General features: G+C 42.4%; 16 protein-coding genes. 5 read left to right on the forward strand and 11 right to left on the reverse strand.

Annotation, left to right across the window (positions count from 1 at the left end):
* Window positions 1-5: 5 nt before the first annotated feature.
* The 3 genes from xylA to C4B60_RS17360 form a co-directional block, all read right to left on the reverse strand.
* Window positions 6-1,331, reverse strand: coding sequence for a xylose isomerase (gene xylA / locus C4B60_RS17350; protein ID WP_104059299.1), 1,326 nt, complete (start codon window positions 1,329-1,331; stop codon window positions 6-8).
* Window positions 1,332-1,492: 161 nt separating this feature from the next.
* Window positions 1,493-2,911 carry a D-xylose transporter XylE gene (xylE, locus tag C4B60_RS17355; RefSeq protein ID WP_104059300.1) on the reverse strand — a complete coding sequence of 473 codons (1,419 nt, stop codon included), beginning with the start codon at window positions 2,909-2,911 and terminating at the stop codon, window positions 1,493-1,495.
* Between the two features lie 324 nt (window positions 2,912-3,235).
* Window positions 3,236-4,660, reverse strand: a complete 1,425-nt coding sequence (locus C4B60_RS17360) for a VWA domain-containing protein (RefSeq protein ID WP_104059301.1) — start codon at window positions 4,658-4,660, stop codon at window positions 3,236-3,238.
* Window positions 4,661-4,823: 163 nt separating this feature from the next.
* Between C4B60_RS17360 and C4B60_RS17365 the strand changes: the two genes are divergently transcribed.
* A complete protein-coding gene (locus tag C4B60_RS17365) occupies window positions 4,824-5,813 on the forward strand; it encodes a glutathione S-transferase family protein (protein ID WP_209020107.1) in 990 nt (329 codons plus the stop codon).
* A 4-nt stretch (window positions 5,814-5,817) separates the two neighbouring features.
* Complete coding sequence (locus C4B60_RS17370) at window positions 5,818-6,324, forward strand: GNAT family N-acetyltransferase (protein WP_104059303.1); 507 nt, start codon at window positions 5,818-5,820, stop codon at window positions 6,322-6,324.
* 42 nt (window positions 6,325-6,366) lie between these two features.
* Here the strand turns inward: C4B60_RS17370 and C4B60_RS17375 are convergent, their stop codons facing one another.
* Window positions 6,367-7,983, reverse strand: a complete 1,617-nt coding sequence (locus tag C4B60_RS17375; RefSeq protein ID WP_167578696.1) for an FAD-dependent monooxygenase — start codon at window positions 7,981-7,983, stop codon at window positions 6,367-6,369.
* Between the two features lie 177 nt (window positions 7,984-8,160).
* Window positions 8,161-9,021 (reverse strand): AraC family transcriptional regulator, encoded by an 861-nt coding sequence (locus C4B60_RS17380; RefSeq protein ID WP_104059305.1) that lies wholly within the window; start codon window positions 9,019-9,021, stop codon window positions 8,161-8,163.
* 286 nt (window positions 9,022-9,307) lie between these two features.
* On the opposite strand from C4B60_RS17380, the gene C4B60_RS17385 reads away from it, so the two are divergent.
* Window positions 9,308-10,075 carry a DUF429 domain-containing protein gene (locus C4B60_RS17385; RefSeq protein WP_104059306.1) on the forward strand — a complete coding sequence of 256 codons (768 nt, stop codon included), beginning with the start codon at window positions 9,308-9,310 and terminating at the stop codon, window positions 10,073-10,075.
* A 157-nt stretch (window positions 10,076-10,232) separates the two neighbouring features.
* Here the strand turns inward: C4B60_RS17385 and C4B60_RS17390 are convergent, their stop codons facing one another.
* Window positions 10,233-11,273, reverse strand: coding sequence for an NAD(P)-dependent alcohol dehydrogenase (locus tag C4B60_RS17390; RefSeq protein WP_104059307.1), 1,041 nt, complete (start codon window positions 11,271-11,273; stop codon window positions 10,233-10,235).
* A 147-nt stretch (window positions 11,274-11,420) separates the two neighbouring features.
* Window positions 11,421-11,843 carry an SRPBCC domain-containing protein gene (locus tag C4B60_RS17395; protein ID WP_104059308.1) on the reverse strand — a complete coding sequence of 141 codons (423 nt, stop codon included), beginning with the start codon at window positions 11,841-11,843 and terminating at the stop codon, window positions 11,421-11,423.
* A gap of 152 nt (window positions 11,844-11,995) precedes the next feature.
* Between C4B60_RS17395 and C4B60_RS17400 the strand changes: the two genes are divergently transcribed.
* Window positions 11,996-12,349, forward strand: coding sequence for a fibronectin type III domain-containing protein (locus C4B60_RS17400; protein WP_104059309.1), 354 nt, complete (start codon window positions 11,996-11,998; stop codon window positions 12,347-12,349).
* 55 nt (window positions 12,350-12,404) lie between these two features.
* Here C4B60_RS17400 and fbp read toward each other — a convergent pair whose 3' ends face one another.
* The 4 genes from fbp to C4B60_RS17420 all read right to left on the reverse strand — a co-directional run bounded on the left by fbp (window position 12,405) and on the right by C4B60_RS17420 (window position 16,195).
* On the reverse strand, window positions 12,405-14,336 hold the full coding sequence (gene fbp / locus C4B60_RS17405) for a fructose-1,6-bisphosphatase (RefSeq protein WP_104059310.1): 1,932 nt from the start codon (window positions 14,334-14,336) through the stop codon (window positions 12,405-12,407).
* Window positions 14,337-14,534: 198 nt separating this feature from the next.
* Complete coding sequence (locus C4B60_RS17410) at window positions 14,535-14,903, reverse strand: iron chaperone (protein WP_104059311.1); 369 nt, start codon at window positions 14,901-14,903, stop codon at window positions 14,535-14,537.
* Between the two features lie 189 nt (window positions 14,904-15,092).
* Window positions 15,093-15,527 (reverse strand): disulfide oxidoreductase, encoded by a 435-nt coding sequence (locus C4B60_RS17415; RefSeq protein WP_104059312.1) that lies wholly within the window; start codon window positions 15,525-15,527, stop codon window positions 15,093-15,095.
* A 5-nt stretch (window positions 15,528-15,532) separates the two neighbouring features.
* Window positions 15,533-16,195: a DsbA family protein gene (locus C4B60_RS17420; protein ID WP_104059313.1), complete on the reverse strand. Its 663-nt coding sequence runs from the start codon at window positions 16,193-16,195 to the stop codon at window positions 15,533-15,535.
* 232 nt (window positions 16,196-16,427) lie between these two features.
* On the opposite strand from C4B60_RS17420, the gene C4B60_RS17425 reads away from it, so the two are divergent.
* Window positions 16,428-17,150 (forward strand): ZIP family metal transporter, encoded by a 723-nt coding sequence (locus C4B60_RS17425; RefSeq protein ID WP_104059314.1) that lies wholly within the window; start codon window positions 16,428-16,430, stop codon window positions 17,148-17,150.
* Window positions 17,151-17,170: the final 20 nt, after the last annotated feature.

Raw genomic sequence — 17,170 nt, forward strand, 5'->3', positions numbered from 1 at the left:
TGTCATCATTCCCCTGCGTAGGACGTAAGCAGATATTGGTTGATGACTGATTTAATTCGTTCAACCTGACCGGACTGATTTTCAATTTCTCCTAATTGCAGCGCATGCTCTTCAAGCTTGTGGAAATCAGTTGTGCCTTCCACGATATCTTTTCCGATTCCGCTGTCAAAGCTGCTGTATCTTTCATCAATGATTGATTCAAGAACGCGGTCATCATAGAGTTTTTGTGCCACTTTTAAGCCGACTGCAAAGCTGTCCATTCCTGCAATATGAGCATGGAATAAATCCTCAGGTGTAAAGGATCCACGTCGGACTTTCGCATCGAAGTTCAAGCCGCCGCTCCCAAGTCCGCCATTTTTAATAATTTCATACATTGCAAGCGTAGTAGAGTAAAGGTCCGTTGGGAATTCATCCGTATCCCAGCCTAACAGCGGATGGCCCTGGTTGGCGTCGACTGAGCCAAGAACGCCGTTAATACGCGCAGTATGAAGCTCATGCTCAAACGTATGGCCTGCAAGTGTTGCATGGTTTGCTTCAATATTAAATTTAAAATGATCCTTAAGATCATATTTTTGCAGGAAGGATAAACCTGTTGCCACATCAAAGTCATATTGGTGAGTGGTTGGCTCCTTCGGCTTTGGCTCAATTAGAAACTGTGCATCAAATCCGATTTCCTTTGCGTAATCTATTCCCATTTGGAAGAAGCGTGCTAAATTGTCCTGTTCAAGCTTCATGTTTGTATTAAGCAGAGATTCGTAGCCTTCGCGTCCGCCCCAGAACACATAATTCTCTGCTCCTAATTCTTTCCCTACTTCAAGCCCTTTTTTTACTTTCGCAGCTGAATAAGCAAAAACATCTGCGTTGTTAGAAGAAGCTGCACCATGGACGAATCTTGGATGTGTAAAATTATTTACTGTATTCCAAAGAAGCTTCGTTTTGCTGTCCTTCATATAATCCTTCATCATCGAAACGATTGTATCCAGGTTTTCATTTGATTCTCTTAAGCTGTTTCCTTCAGGAGCAATATCCACATCATGGAAGCAGAAGTAAGGAACACTCAGCTTTTCAAAAAATTCAAAAGCTGCCTCTACTCTGGCTTTCGCTTTGTCCATTTCTGAATAATTGTCCCATTTCCGGATCGCTGTACCTGAACCAAATGGATCGGAAAGATCTGCTGTAAAAGTGTGCCAGTATGCTATGCCAAATCGCAGGTACTCCTCCATTGATTTTCCGTTGATTACTTCTTCAGGATTATAAAACTTAAATGCAAAAGGATTGGATGATCTTGCGCCTTCATACTTAATCTTTTCAACTGAATTAAAATAAGCCATTCATAATTCCTCCTAAATTATAGAAAATAGTAGTTAATTTTTTATTTTCGTAACCGCTTTCTTTATTTGCTAATTAAAGATTATCAGATTTAAATTAGTTTGTCTATTCGATAAACAAAGAATTTAAAAAATAATTAATAGCATTTTTCACCCTTTAGATCTTATTGAGCGTAGGATCTTTTCTTTTCTTCTGCAGAACGTTTATTCTTTAAAATCATCTCTAGCTCTTCTAGTGATCTGCCTTTCGTCTCAGGTACAAACTTCCAAACAAATAGTCCTGATAAAATACTCATGAGCGCATAAAAGCCATAGGTTAATCCTCCGCTGAATTCCATCATCATCGGGTAGGTTGAGGAAATGAAATAGTTTGCTGCCCATTGAGCTGCAACAGCAATTGCTACTGCCTGCCCTCTAATTTTATTTGGGAATATTTCTGAAATTAACACCCAGACAATTGGTCCCCAGGACATCATAAAGGATGCTGTATAAATAATGATAAATACGAGCGTGGCAATCCCAATCGCATTGGCAAATGCTAAGCCTGCCACACCGATCATTCCGATGGCCATTCCAATCGAACCGATGATTAACAGCGGCTTTCTGCCGAATTTATCGACCGTTAAAATCGCAATTATAGTGAAAACAACATTTACAAGTCCCATAATAATCGTCTGGAACATAGATGCGTCCCTCGCTGCACCCATGCTTTCGAAAATTCGAGGGGCATAGTACAAGGCGACATTGATTCCTACAAATTGTTGAAAAACGGAAAGCAAAATTCCAATTACGACAATTGGTACACCATAGGAGAACAGCTTTCCTTTTTTCGTATCAAATGACTGCTTGATTTCATATAAGGTGGCCTTGGCCATCGTTGTATCGTAGATCCTTGTAAGTATTTTCATCGCTTCGTCATTTTTCTGCTGGGATACCAAATAACGAGGGGTTTCAGGCACTAAAAATAGCAGCAGCAAAAATAGAAGTGCCGGAATTGCTTCAGATGCGAACATCATTCTCCAGCCAATATCATTTACCCAGGCCTCCGTCTGTCCTCTGGCAATCCCCCAGTTCACAAAATAAACAACAAGCATTCCAAATATAATCGCAAATTGGTTTAAAGACACCAGCCTACCCCGAATATGGGACGGTGCTACCTCACCGATATAGATCGGAGCGACAGCCGAAGCAAGCCCTACACCAATTCCTCCAATTATTCGGTAAAGATTAAATGTGATAAGCAGAGAATACGTAGGCTCACCTGCCGTAAAGAACAACAGCTCAGGATAAGCGGAACCGATAGCAGATAACAAAAACAAAACAGCCGCTAAAATCAGCGTTCTCTTCCGACCGAACCGGGTAGAGAAATAACCTGACAGCAGCCCGCCGATAATGCATCCGATTAATGCACTCGAAACCGTCAGTCCATGTACAAGGGAGCTTAAGTTTAACCCATCAGCAAAGTAGGCCTGGAGTGACGACTCCGCCCCGGAGATGACGGCTGTATCGTATCCGAAAAGCAGTCCGCCAAGTGTAGCCACTAGTGTAATCATGATGATATAAAGACTCTTATTCTTTTTCATTTTTCTCAGAGCAGAATTAGTAACTACCCCTACCTCCTTTTTATAAGAAATCGTTTTCACAAAAATATTCTATCAGTCTTTTGATAGTTTGTATAGTGATTAAACTAACTTTAAAAGGAAATTTCCAAAAAAGTAACGGATAGTTCGTACTCATTGAATCTGTCGAATCATCTTGGTATAAAGATGACTTAGCCGCTTTGTAACTTCATTTTTAAGCATAAAACTGGAACCCCAGCAGGCCATAAATCCACTGTAAAATTTACTTAGAAAAAAACAATGCAAAAAAAAATCCCCGGATCCTTGCCCAGATCCGGGAAATCCTCTTTACCCCTGCTCCTCCTTCAATTTCTCCATTCGCTCAACCCACTCATTGATCTCCTCATCAATTCTGTTTACTTCATCCTCAATTGCCTGAAGCTTTTCTTCCTTCTTCTCATCGATCAGCTGTTTTTTAACTTCATTTTGAGAATCGATGAGCTCGACTGTTTTCCGGGCAATCTCTTCTGTAATTACTTCCTCATTTTTCAGTATTTCAACACCGCGTTTAAATCGCGCATTTTCACGGCTCAGAGCGAAGCCTAAATCCATAGCAGTGTCGTTAATTTCGAGATTTTGAAACGGAACAGCGAAGCCGTTTTTAGGGGATGAAAGTGATTTATTAATCACTTCCATGTCACTCGGCACCCATGTTTTCTTCATGCTGTATTGCAGATCTTCTGCGGTGTCGGCCGCAAGATAGTCTCCTAAGCCTGCTTCTGCTACTTTTTTGAGCTGCTCTTCGGATTCCTCATCCACATTAAATCCAATAATGTTCACTTTGCGATCCTCATCCTCTTCGACAAATGCTTCCGCCTCTGCTATCGGATCGCCCCCACAGGTCTCCATTCCGTCACTGACGATAAATACAGTCAATTTACCTTCGTACTGGCTGCTGTCTTCTTTGGCTTTTTTTATCGCTTCTGCCAACGGAGTCCAGCCCTTTGCTTCAACCCCGTTTACTGATTCATAAAATTTCTCTTCGTTATACTCACCCATCGGCACGATTTCATCTATCGTTGAGCAGGATAGCTCCCGGTCCTCATCCTCCTGCGTTCCTTCATGTCCATACACATACAGGGAAACCTCACTTGCTGCACCGATCGTTTTTCCAAAATCAAGTACCGCATCCTTTGCCACCATCATTTTCTGTTCCCCGTCCACATCCAAAAGCATACTCGAGCTCGCATCCAAAAGAATCATGGCATGTGCAGGGGGCTCCTCTCCTTCTGCTCCTGCGTCCATTTCTTCCGGCTCAGGAAGAAGCGGTGCAGAAAAAGTGGGTTTAAATTTGTTCAGCTTTTCGGCTAATGCACCAACAGCTCCATTTCCAAGTAAAGCCTGCAGCTGCTCTAGTACACGCTCTGGATCTTCAATCTCTTCTTTTCCCTGCATTTGCGCCATAAAATCCTCTTCAATTCCTTCTAAAGGATTAATAGCAGCAAAGCTGTTCGTTTCATCACGCAATGAATACTCCTTTGTCAATTCGCCGCTTTCATTTTTTGTTAAATCTTCAAAAGAGGACACAAGCCCGAGAGTCTCAACTGTCTCCAGGTCATCATCTGAAGCTTCATTTTCCTCCGGTGCCTGTTCCCTTTCTTCTTCAGTTTCTTCAGCCGGGTCATTCTGTACCGGTGCTTCTACTTCTCCTCCCGTATCTGAGCAGGCAGAAAGCAGGATAGCAGTTAAAATCAGCATTATGTATTTTTTCATTTCTCTCGCCTCCAGTCGTAATAATTATACGGAATAACCTTACATTTTGTTTCATAAAACAACAAATACATTCAGAATAGTTAATTATTTTTGACTGTCATGAAAGAACATGGGATAACTGAATAAGCGATATATATTTATATCTGAAATGAGGGAATTAATCATGACTGACAAAAAACCAAAAGAAATAAGCCAGGATGGATCATTTAAGCGGCAAACAAATCGTTTTACTAAAGCATTCGGTCAAAATGAAGGTGAGCTGCCTGTTGAAAAAGACCGCTACCGCCTGCTTTGGTCGCCAGCCTGTCCATGGGCTCACCGCGCAGTTATTGTCCGGAGCTTACTGGGGCTGGAGGATGCCATCAGCTTAGGAACGGCAAGCCCTATGAGGCCTGCTATCGGCCGGGTGGACTGGGAGTTTTCGCTTGATGAAAAGAATGTTGACCCGATTCTCGGGATTCAATATGTCAGTGAGGTTTATCTGAATGCAGACCCTGACTATGATGGGCGTCCAACGGTGCCTGTTATGGTAGATTTAAAGGATAAAAAAGCCGTTAATAATGATTACCCGCGTTTAACCAATTACTATGAACTTGCATGGAAGGAGTTTCATAAAGAAGATGCTCCCGACTTATACCCTGAGGAACACCGGGAAACAATTGACACCTTAAATGAAGAAATTTTTCATGACATTAATAACGGTGTTTATAAATGCGGCTTTGCTCAGTCGCAGGAAGCCTATGAAGAGTCTTTTGACCGGCTCTTTGCCAAGCTTGACTACCTTGAGGACTGGCTTTCAGACCGCCGTTTTCTTCACGGCGATTTCGTTACCGATTCTGATGTACGGTTATACACCACACTCGCCCGGTTTGATGCTGCTTACTATAACGGATTTAATACAAATCGAAATTTAATTCGTGAAATGCCAAACCTCTGGGCCTATGCACGTGATTTGTACCAGACACCCGGCTTTGGCGACACGACGGATTTTGATGCGATTAAGCGTCATTACCATTTGTCTATAACAATCAATGCAGATAAAACAGAAACGAAAATACTGCCAAAAGGACCTGACTTGTCTTTATGGGAAAAACCGCATGGACGCGAGCATTTAAGCAGCAGACAAGGTAAGTTTCGTAGACAAGGAGAGTAACGACATGACTATTCATATCAGGGAAGCCAAAAAAAAAGAGCTGCCGCTGATTCGAAAGCAGCGGATCGAAGCCTATAGCGAGCATACAAACCGAATTTCTGAGGAGCATTGGCAGGCGCTTAAAAAAGCCATTTCTTCAGAAGCAGACCAGCAGCCAGGCGTGGAGCTGCTCGTTGCTGAATGGGAAGGTGAAATTGCAGGCAGTGTCGCACTCTTTCCTGCGAAGACGGATGCTTATGAAGGGTACGTTGATGAGCTTGATTATCCGGAGCTCCGGGTGCTTGCTGTCTCCCGCAAAGCGCGTGGAAAAGGCGTTGGTTCAGCTCTTATTCAGGCGTGCATCGACCGGACAAAAGAAAAAGGCTACCCCGCAATTGGCCTTCATACTGGTGAATTCATGGAAGAAGCCATTGACCTGTACACGAGGCATGGATTTGAACGGCTGCCTCAGTACGACTTTGAACCCGCCAATGACGGCGTGATTGTAAAGGCTTTTAAACGTACGATCTAAATAAAACGGCCCGCTGAATATCCCAGCGAGCCGTTTTTTCGTTTAAATAAAATACCTCTTCAATTTCCCCATCACCTTCTTCAAATCCGCTGATCCGTCATGGAATCCAACATGCCCATCCGGTCGGATGAAAAGCATGCTTCCCTTTCTCATTCCTAAATTCCGATCGAGATGACGGTACGAATCATAGATAATCGGAAGTTCGTTTCGTTCGGTCAGAACGGTTCCGCCTCTTGCCACAAGGAAAACCTTTATCATATCCGGAAAGGCTTCATTTGCTTTTTCTGCAAAAGCATAGGCAAAGTCAACAAGATCCGGCTGATAGGAATCAATATAGATTAAACACACATAGCCGAGGCGCTGGATAAGAGGGAAAAGCCGCTCATCTGTTGTTCCGTTCATAAACAGCAGCTGATCCGGCACGCGTTCTCCTGCCTGAATTGCTCTTCTTGGTAGGGATTTGTCCTTAAATGACCGGTTGATCGGTGTTTTATCATAATCATTATGAACATGGGACAGGGCTTTTGCAAAAATGGCCTGTACCCAGTTTTGTGTCAGCGCTGCTTTTCCTGCCCAGTTGCGGACTTTACCGGGAAAACCTTTTAACTGAATCATTTTAAGCTCGAGTGTAGTATTTCGGATTACCTCTTTCGCAACAGGTGCGCGTTCTTCGTGATACGTATCAAGAAAGGGGCTCCCTGCGTATCCTTTTAGAACCGTATCGATTTTCCAGCAGAGATTCGCCACGTCCTCAAGTCCGATATTCATTCCCTGGCCGCCAAGCGGGTTGTTAATATGAGCAGCATCACCAACGAAAAAGACGCGGTCTTCCCGGTAATTTGGTACCTGTCTGTGAGCTGTTCCGAAATAGCCGAGCCACCTTGGCTTCTCCACCTGATAGGAGGTCGTTAAAATCGTGTCGAGTGAAGTCTGCAGCTCCTGCAGCTTCATCTCTTTTCTGCGAGGGCCTTTTTGTCTTGTACGGTCAAAGCCTACAACCCGGTAAGAACCATCCTTATACGGGAAAAAGGCGGCAGCCCCCCGGTCATTAATGTGCAGGTTTATATGAATTTCCTTCATTTCAGGAATTTCAACATCTCCTGTGAAGAACGTGATGCCCTCATCTTCTCCGACAAATTCAACATCTAACAGCTGCCGGACCTTGCTGTGGGCGCCGTCACAGGCAAGAACATATTTAGCTAAATACTGTTTAGTTTCCCCATTATGACTCGCGGTGACATAAACTCCTTCTTGTTCCTGAACCACATTAAGGACCTCATGCTCCCTTGAGATTACACCACCCCGATCGTTTAAATGAGTTTCAAGAATTTCTTCAATTTCATGCTGAGGAATAATTAATAAGTAAGGGTATCTGCTTTTCACATGGTACATTTCCACGTAGGAGGGCTTTTTGCCGGCTAAATGAATTTTTGCTCCAGGTCCCGGATAGCCTCTTTTTACAAATGGCTTATTCACACCTAAAAACTCAAACAATTCAAGCGATCTTGCCTGAATCCCAAGCGCCTTTGATAGCACAGAGCGTCCCGGCTTCTTCTCAAGACAGACAAAATCCACTCCTCTTTTCTGCAGGACATTCGCAGCCATCAGCCCGGCTGGCCCGGCCCCAATGATAATGACATCTGTTTCAATCACAGCCATAGAGAGAGCTCCTTTCATTCCGTAGGGGTCTTTTAACGTTTTTACCATTCATTAAGTACATAACAATCCTACTTTACGATACCCTTCTTTCCGGACAAAACACTTAAATTAAACGAGAAAAAAGCAGCGACAGCCGTTCGCAATGAACGGCTCCCCCTGCTAATCTTACCTATTATCCTATTTTACAGGAATCCATATTTCAGAAATGTATTCTTCTGACATGGGGTCACCACCCGAGTAGACCTCGAGATCCGGTGTTCCGGCATGTTTATAATTGCTTGCCGGGAACCATTCTGTATAGATCCGATTCCACATCGTTTGAATCGCATGCGGCATAGCCCCTCTTACTTCAAACACTGCCCATTTAGAAGCGGGCAGCTCCATTGTTTCAAATCGTTCCGGACGGTCGCCTTCATGGGCAGCCGCCACCCAATAGTCAATCGTGTCGGGCTTATCTTTGCTTTTGTCTACACAAATGCCTAATACTCCTTTGATCTCCCCATTATTTATTGAAGCCAGACTGTCAGCTGTTCCATCCTGATTTACTCTTCCCCAGATTTTTGGGATTTCTCTAGAATTCTCTCCATCTGCACAGGACACTTCCTGCCTGATTCCAACGACTTGCACCGAACCTTTTTCAATCACTTCAACCTTCATCGGCGTTTCTCCTCTCAAAGTCACCTGGATTACCAGGCGATGATAATAGTGAAGCTTTCCTTTCCCGCTTTTTGCTTCTCTTGGTGAAAGTCCATGCTGTTTTCGAAATGCCTTTGAAAATGATTCCGGAGTGTTGTACCCAAACTTTAGGGCTGCATCAATAATTTTCACATCTTCTTTTACTAGCTCGTGCGCTGCAAGAGTTAATCTTCTTCTGCGAATATATTCGCCGACCGGCATGCCTGTAAGCAGTCCAAACATCCGTTGGAAATGGAACGGGGACACCATTGCCTGTTTAGCAACATTTGTAATTTCAATGTCTTCTAATAGATGGTCTTCTATATAATCAATTGATGCCTGAAGAGACTGGATCCAGTTCATATTCCTCACCCCATGTATTAATCTTAATTGATTAATGAAAAAGAAACATGTCCATTTTTGCTTTAAGGGAACAGAATTTAAGTATTGGAAGTGAGTGTACACTCATTCCCGTATCCTCTTAATTTCTACTTCCTGTTTTTTTGAACTTTACAAGCATCTAAAACTGCTCTTCCTTGGTTTGGGCAAATGACGAAAACAAGTCAGGTACCTTTTAAAAAGATTAGGCTTGATCCTATAATTAAAAGGGAAGATACAAACTCGAATACTCATAAAAAGGAAGATATATATGGCATTTTCAAAAGTAATCGGACTTGGCTGGGATGTTGGCGGCTGGATGGGAAATAACCACGGTGTGGCGATGTGTCAGTGGGATCGGAGGACAAATGAGATCTCCTGGTCAGGCAAAGCTGCAGAAATATCGATTCCAGACCGGGGGCTGTTGACTCTGGATCATCTCATTTCAGAAGTTGATCCCTCCTTCAGACTTGAAGCAGTTGACTCCGACACGTTAGTAATCATTGGTATTGATGCTCCTTTAGGTTACCCTGCAGCTTTTAACCGTCTTATTAATGGAGAAAGACCCGAAATGAAAAAACCCGAGAAAGAAATTTTCAACCCGCTCGCTTATCGGTTTACGGACCAGGAGATTTATAGGGTATTCGGAAAGAAACCGTTATCGGCTTCTTATGACCGGATTGGAAATAATGCAACTGCAGCGATGATTCATACAAAACGATGGGAAGAAGAAGCAGGCTTCAAAACACTGCCTTTAAAAGAAGCAAGTGACACGGATCACCGTCTGATTATCGAAGTCTATCCTGCTTTGGTGAAGGAAAAAAGATTTGAAGAAGCGCATACCTATTTAACACGCTTTTTACCTGAAGACACTTCTCCAGGTACAGATGCTTATGACGCCTCCCTCTGTGCCCTTTTTGCTGTGGCTTTTGGAAGCAACGGAAAAGTACTGCCAAAAATAAAGCACCCGCCTAAAGAAAAGAACGCCCTCATTAAAGAAGAAGGATGGATTTATTACTTTGACCAAAGCTCAACTTAAAAGGCAGTGAAACATTCTTATTTAACCAGGAGGATAGATAGGTGCAGCTAATGCAGAATGATGACACATGTATGATTACTTTGTTAGAGGACTGTATTTTTTAAGAACGTAAAAAACCCCTCTGCCTAATAAGACAGAGGGCCATCATTCAGTATTCTTAGAGCGTGCTATTATCAATCACAAATCGATATTTCACATCAGAAGCAAGAACGCGTTCGTAAGCCTCATCAATCTGATCTGCTGAGATTACTTCAATTTGGGGAGCGATTGAATGCTCCGCACAGAAGTCAAGCATTTCCTGTGTCTCTCGAATACCGCCGATCATAGAGCCTGCAAAAGAACGGCGATGAGGGATCAGCGAGAACGCATTCACTTCAAGCGGTTCAGCAGGAGCACCTACATTTACCAGTGTTCCATCCAAAGCCAGCAATGAGATATAGGCATTGATATCAATCTTCGCACTTACCGTATTAATAATTAAATCGAAGGTGCCGGCAAGTTTTTCAAAGGTTTCTGAATCGCTTGTTGCGTAGTAGCTTTCAGCACCAAATGCCAGCCCGTCTTCTTTCTTGTTTAAGGTTTGGGAAAGAACCGTAACCTCTGCTCCCATAGCGTGGGCAATCTTAACAGCCACATGACCAAGACCGCCCATTCCGACCACCGCTACCTTCTTGCCCGGTCCGGCATTCCAATGGTTTAGCGGAGAATAAGTCGTAATCCCTGCGCAAAGCAATGGTGCAGCAGCATCTAGTTCAATGTTGTCAGGAATCCTGACGACAAAATCCTCCGTTACGACGATATGAGAGGAATAGCCGCCTTGAGTAGGCTCCCCGTATTTATCGACACCGGCATAAGTAGGGATATTTCCTTTAAGGCAATATTGTTCTTCACCTTTTTGGCAGTTCTCACACTCGCCGCATGAGTCAACCATGCAGCCAACGCCTACTCTGTCGCCAACCTTATACTTTGTTACCTCAGATCCAACCTCTGAGACAATTCCTGCAATTTCATGTCCTGGGACAAGCGGGTAATTTACTTCTCCCCACTCTCCATGAGCAGTGTGAATATCAGAATGACAGATTCCAGCGAATTTAATCTCAATCAAAACGTCACTCACGTCAAGATTCCGCCGCTCAATTTCAGCAGCACGGAAGGATTGGTCCGGACCATTTACAGCTCTAGCTTTAGCAGTTACCATTGTGGAAGCCTCCAGTTTATATAAGAATTAAAGAGAAACAATTAAATGATATCCTCTCTCTTCCCTTCATTCCTTCTTTTTCCTATTGTAAAACCCTGTAACTCTTTATGGCTCCCTTTTTTAAAAGAATTTACTAGTGATTTACTTTTATTTTTCCAACGAGGCTCTGAGGTTAACACCGTATTCCAGATAGCCTTTTAAACAGGTTAGCATATATATCCATCCCTCTTTATTATCTACTAGCTGATCGATGAGATGATCACTTCTAGAATCAAACCCTTCTTCTATCACTTCAATTATCGAATTGTCTTTGGCTTCCTCTAAAATATTTATTGTGACTTTATGACCGTCATCGTCTTCGAAAACAATTTTTTGGTTCTCTTGAATTACTTTAATAAAGATATCCCCTTCCGCTTCATACTCCTCATAGCGCAATGTGACTGTTTTTCCTTCTTCCCATCTTTCAGAGCTTGATGAGAACCAAAAACGCCCAATCTTTTCAGGATCAACAAACGCTTCAAAAATCTCTTTGGCAGACGTGTAAATCCTCATTTTAGAAACATTTTTCATGTATTCTCACTCGCTTCCTAATTTTAGAATTCTTCTTCATTATTATAACGATATTTTTTCTCTGCTTGAAAAAAAGTATTTCTTTCCTATTACCCAAACGACGAGTAATATGGGTATATAAAACAATTTTAGAAAAAGAAAGCAGGTTCTATATGAGTAAAAAATCTTTCACCTGGCTTTTCACTGTGCTTCTTGGTATTCCGGTTCTTTTCATACTTTTTGTCACGTTCTCTTATGACGTTTCCGCTAAGCTGGACGAGTTCCCTGTTCCGAAGGGTGCACAAGTAGCTGGAGAGACGGGCAGTTCGATGACCTTTACCTGGGGACGAGCATCAGGCGATGAGGGAATTCCTTTTAGTTATGAAATGAAAATTAAATTTGCCGGCTGGGAAGAAACAAATCGGGAGGGAGCTTGGGTTTCTTACCAGAATGGAGAAACAACAATTGACCTGATCACTGATTCTGATTATCTCTATCTTGCACTTGGTGAGGATGAAGCTGATTAATTCAGAAAAAAAGACATTGAAAGTGAAGCTTTCAATGTCTTTTTTAATGCCTTCATTACTTCATATAACGATATTCCATCAACCGATTTAAAAGCTCAACCTTCTGTAGCAATTCCTCTCCATTGTTCGTTTCCTTCACTTTTTTACGCTCAAGCTCTTTATCAACCAGGCGCTTGACGGATAACACGTCTGTCCCGTTAATAAGAACATCCTCTTTCGAGTTAAAGTGCTGGTGGGCAACGAGCTGCATACCGTAGGAATTATAAAGAAGGGTATAGCCGGCAATTCCGGTTTTGGATTGGTACGCCTTTGAAAATCCTCCGTCAATCACAATCATTTTGCCGTTTGCTTTGATTGGGTTTTCACCGTCAATCTCTTTTACGGGTGTGTGGCCATTGATAATATGACCATTATCCGGATTCAGATCAAACTCCTCAAGGATTCTGCGGCATGTTTCTTCCTGCTCACGCAACGAATAATAAGGGTTTTTCTTCTCCTTATGAGAGGCTTTATCCTTAATAAAATACCGTTCAAAGGTGGTCATTTCCCGCTTTCCAAATAAGGAGGAATACTCACCGGTCCATAAATACCAGACCATATCCGTTGCCAGATCGTCTGTTTTTTCAGGATGGGCAAATGCATTCCGTAAGTACTGCTCGAATACATCAAGCAGTTCACGTCCTTTATACGCTTTTCCCTCTATCTCCATCTTCTCCATAGGTCCATCCTCACAAAGCGGAATACAGCCATGAATTAAGAGATTCCCATTATATCGTAAATAAAGACTGCCTTTTTTCATAAGGAAATTCATATGTCTTGCGAGCTTTTCTGAATGCTGCACAGAAAATAACAGCTTGTCCATTACCTGCGCTTCTTCTTCAAGCAGCTCATCAGGCTTTTCCGGGTTAATCGTTTTAAAGCAGGTGTCTTCAAGTGGGTACGTCACGCCATTAATCGTGATCTCACTTTTCTCGTAATCTACTTTTTCAAGCAGCAGCCGGCCTTCCATATTAAAATTCGGACGTCTTTTAATAATTGGGCTTTCAAGCTTAAACTGAATCATCGCAATAGCCTGATGGATTTTTGTGATTTGCAGCTTTTCGTGATCAGATGTTTTTTTATCTGAATGGATTTTCGGTCTGAATGCCGGATTATCCTCGTAGTATTTATCTGCCAGATTTAATAGCGGTCGGAGATTTATGCCATAAACATCTTCGATAATATCAAGATTGTCATAACGGGCGCAGATCCGGATAATATTTGCAAGACAAACCTTTGAACCGGCAAAAGCACCTAGCCACAGCGCGTCATGATTTCCCCATTGAACATCAACAGAATGATAGTTTATGAGAGCCTCCATGATTTTATCAGGCTCAGGTCCCCGGTCATAAATATCACCAACAACATGCAAATGATCCACCACAAGCCGCTGCGTGCTGTAGGCAAGGCCAATTATGAGCTTTTCTGCCTGGCCAAGCGTGATAATCTGCTGGACGATCTTAGAATAATACTGCTCCTTATTGGCAAATTCATCTGTTTTATAAAGAAGCTCTTCTATTATATAAGCGAACTGCTCAGGCAGCGCCTTACGCAATTTGGAGCGTGTATATTTTGAAGAAGAATAAGCAATCAGCTTAATCATGCGTTCAATGCTGTCTTTATACCATTTATTAAGCTCCTGTTCATTTTCAACACTGTTTTTTATCAACTTTAATTTTTCTTCCGGGTAGTATACCAGGGCTGCGAGTTCATTAATTTCTTTTTCATAAATGACCCCGCTGAAGATGTCCCGTATTTTCTCTTTCACACGACCCGATCCATTACGCAAAACATGCTGGAAGGCCTGATACTCCCCGTGCAGGTCACTGACAAAATGCTCAGTGCCCTTTGGCAGATTAAGAATGGCTTCATAATTAATGATTTCAGTGACGACTTTTTCTTCCCGGTCGTATTTTTCAGCAAGCAGGTCTAAGTATCTTTTATCCACTGGTAATCCCCCTTTTCACCTTCTCATGATGCTTTTATCTGTGTCCTATTGCAGTATGTACCAAAACGATCCCATCTGTTTCCATCTTACCACTAAGACGCCTATTCCTCATGCTGTTTTTAAAGGTTTTCTCTTATTACTGTAAAAAAAGAGATCAAAGATTTTCTATCTCTGATCACTTAACTTCAGGTATACACACTAACGCCAAAACCCCTCATGCCCAGCCTTATCCTCAATATTAAATTCAATCATACGTTTTAGCAGCTCATAATCCACCGGCTGATTCCACTTAATGCGAAACAAGCCCTTTGTGGCACTGTATCCGGCCTCTTTTATATCATCAGCGAAGCGGGTCATCGTGACTGCTTCCGGCGCAAAGCTCATATGGTGCTTTGCAGCGTCAATGCCGATAATAAAGGTACCATGATCGGTAAACATAGGTGTATTCCATTTCAGCACAGGCTCTAACTGAGGAAAAGTATTAGCCATCCAGGCATAAATCTCTTCCAGCCTTTCCCGGTGTTCAGGATTATCGAAGCCTTTTATGTATGATGTAAAGAGTTCCATAGTGGTTCCTCCTGTTCTTTTAACTTAATTATCTCTTAAAAGCATCATTTCGTTAAGACTTATTTAACACAAAAAGGCTGAGACATGCAGATGTCTCAACCTCTTTAAAACTGGACCACTGCTTATCAAGTGGACGCTTCACTTTAACGTTCAGTGACTATATAGCTAAATTCGTTTAATCCCTTTTGGTTAATCGACTTTCTTTGAGTAAACATGCGCCAATACCATAAAGATCGTAATCAAAAGAAAGGCGGTTAACGCAAGAAATGGAATGGTGACAAAGCCAAACCAGTTAATATACTGAGCGTTGCATGGTACACCGCTCACGCACGGCTTAATTCCGCCGAAGCCTGGAATCTTTTGTTCCATATAATGCATCACAGAAATTGAACCGCCAATCAGTGCCATTGGAAATACAAATCGTTTAACGGACAAATCATTCTGAAACGCACCTACTCCAAGGATAATCGTCAGGGGATACATAAAGATTCGCTGGAACCAGCAAAGATCGCATGGGATAAATCCCCGGATTTCACTGAAATAAAGACTCCCTAATGTGGCCACCATTGATACCAGCCAGGCGAGAAGCAAAAAAAGCTGACTTTTCGTTTGATTTGAGCTCATGCTGATTACCCCTCAAGTTCCTGATCAATCAGCGCTTTTAACGCTTCATAATCAAACGGATCTTCCATCATGGTTCCATTGACCATAATGCTTGGTGTAAATTGAACATCAAACTCTTCTACAAGATCCATATCCTGATTGACTTGCTCTGCCATTGTTTCCTGCTCGAGATCACTCATTAGCTGGCTGACATTCATGCTAGTTGTTTCTTCTGCAATTTCTGCCATTTTGTCATGAGTAATCCAGAGACTGTCATGATTTTGTGCAGGCTGCTCCTCGAACATTTTTTTATGAAATGTCCAGTAGGATTCAGGGTCATGCTCTAAAACTGATTCTGCAGCTAATGATCCTATTTTAGACTCTTCCCCATGAAAAAGCACATTAATAAACGAATATGAAACATCTCCATTATCAAGATAATCATTTTCAAGCTGAGGGAAAATCACTTCCTCCCAAGCCTTGCAGGAAGGGCATTTGAAATCTCCAAACTCTACAATCTGAACAGGCGCATCCGCTTCTCCAATGGTTGGCTGCCCCTCAATGGACGGCTGATCATCATGCACTGTCTCATTGCTTTGGTTATTATTGACCACAACAACAGCCACAGTCACGATCGCAAATACAAGCAAAGCAGCAAGGATAATCAGTTGAAATTTTTTATTTGGCATGTGAACACCTCTCGAAATTTTTTAAGGATGAAAAAAGGTCTTTTCAATCTTATCATCTTAGGGTCCAACTATTTCCTGTTATTTTCTACAGTTTTGTAAACAATACATACTCCATATTTAAGAAAACCGCACCTTGATAGTATCATGACCAAAGGATTGGCATGTTTGTCCACTGCAGGACATATGTTTAGTGGCGCAAGCTCGAGTTTACTAATTGAAAAGGTGTGAGGATATGTCCTTCATTTGGCTGGCGGGTTTTCTCTCGACTGCAGCAGGTATTGGTCTGGGTGGTGTGTTGGCATGGTTTCTTAAAGGGTTCCAAAGAAGCATTCATTCTATTTCTTCCTTATGCTCAGGATTAATTATTGGTCTTGTCAGCCTCGAAATGGCACCCGAAGCCGTAGAATTAGGTGACTGGATCATTTTTTTCCTCGGATTTTTGACGGGCGCCCTATTGTATGAATTGATACATAGAGCTTCACATTCGATCACTTTCCATCCCACTAGCGCTGAAAAGAATATGATGATTCATGCCAGCATGCTTTTAGCCTTAAGTATTTCTGTTCATAATTTCCCTCTTGGTGTCATTCTTGGCTCGACTACTACCTCGTCGCTTACGGTCTCCTTCCTTCAAACGCTTATGTTTCACAATGTTCCTGAAGGAATGATACTGTTTACTCCTTTATTTTTGGCTGGCTTTGGCTTTTTTACCTGGCTCTTTTTCTCACTTCTCGTTGCCCTGCCTGTTGGACTCGGTTCCTTTGCCGGGAGCTTCATTGGACTTGACCATCCAATGCTGTGGGCGTATGTGACCAGTGTGGCAGTAGGATTAATTGTGATGGTTACGGTAAGGGAGATCCTCGGAGAATCAGCAAAACGTTCTTCTTTGCTTTTTTCTTTGATTCTTTCAGCTGTTGGTTTTGTGGTGATATTTTTTTATTTTGCGTTTATTTAGGGAAAAAGTTTCGATCGTAA

Origin of the sequence: Jeotgalibacillus proteolyticus (assembly GCF_002926065.1) — a bacterium.
GTDB classification, from domain to species: domain Bacteria; phylum Bacillota; class Bacilli; order Bacillales; family Jeotgalibacillaceae; genus Jeotgalibacillus; species Jeotgalibacillus proteolyticus.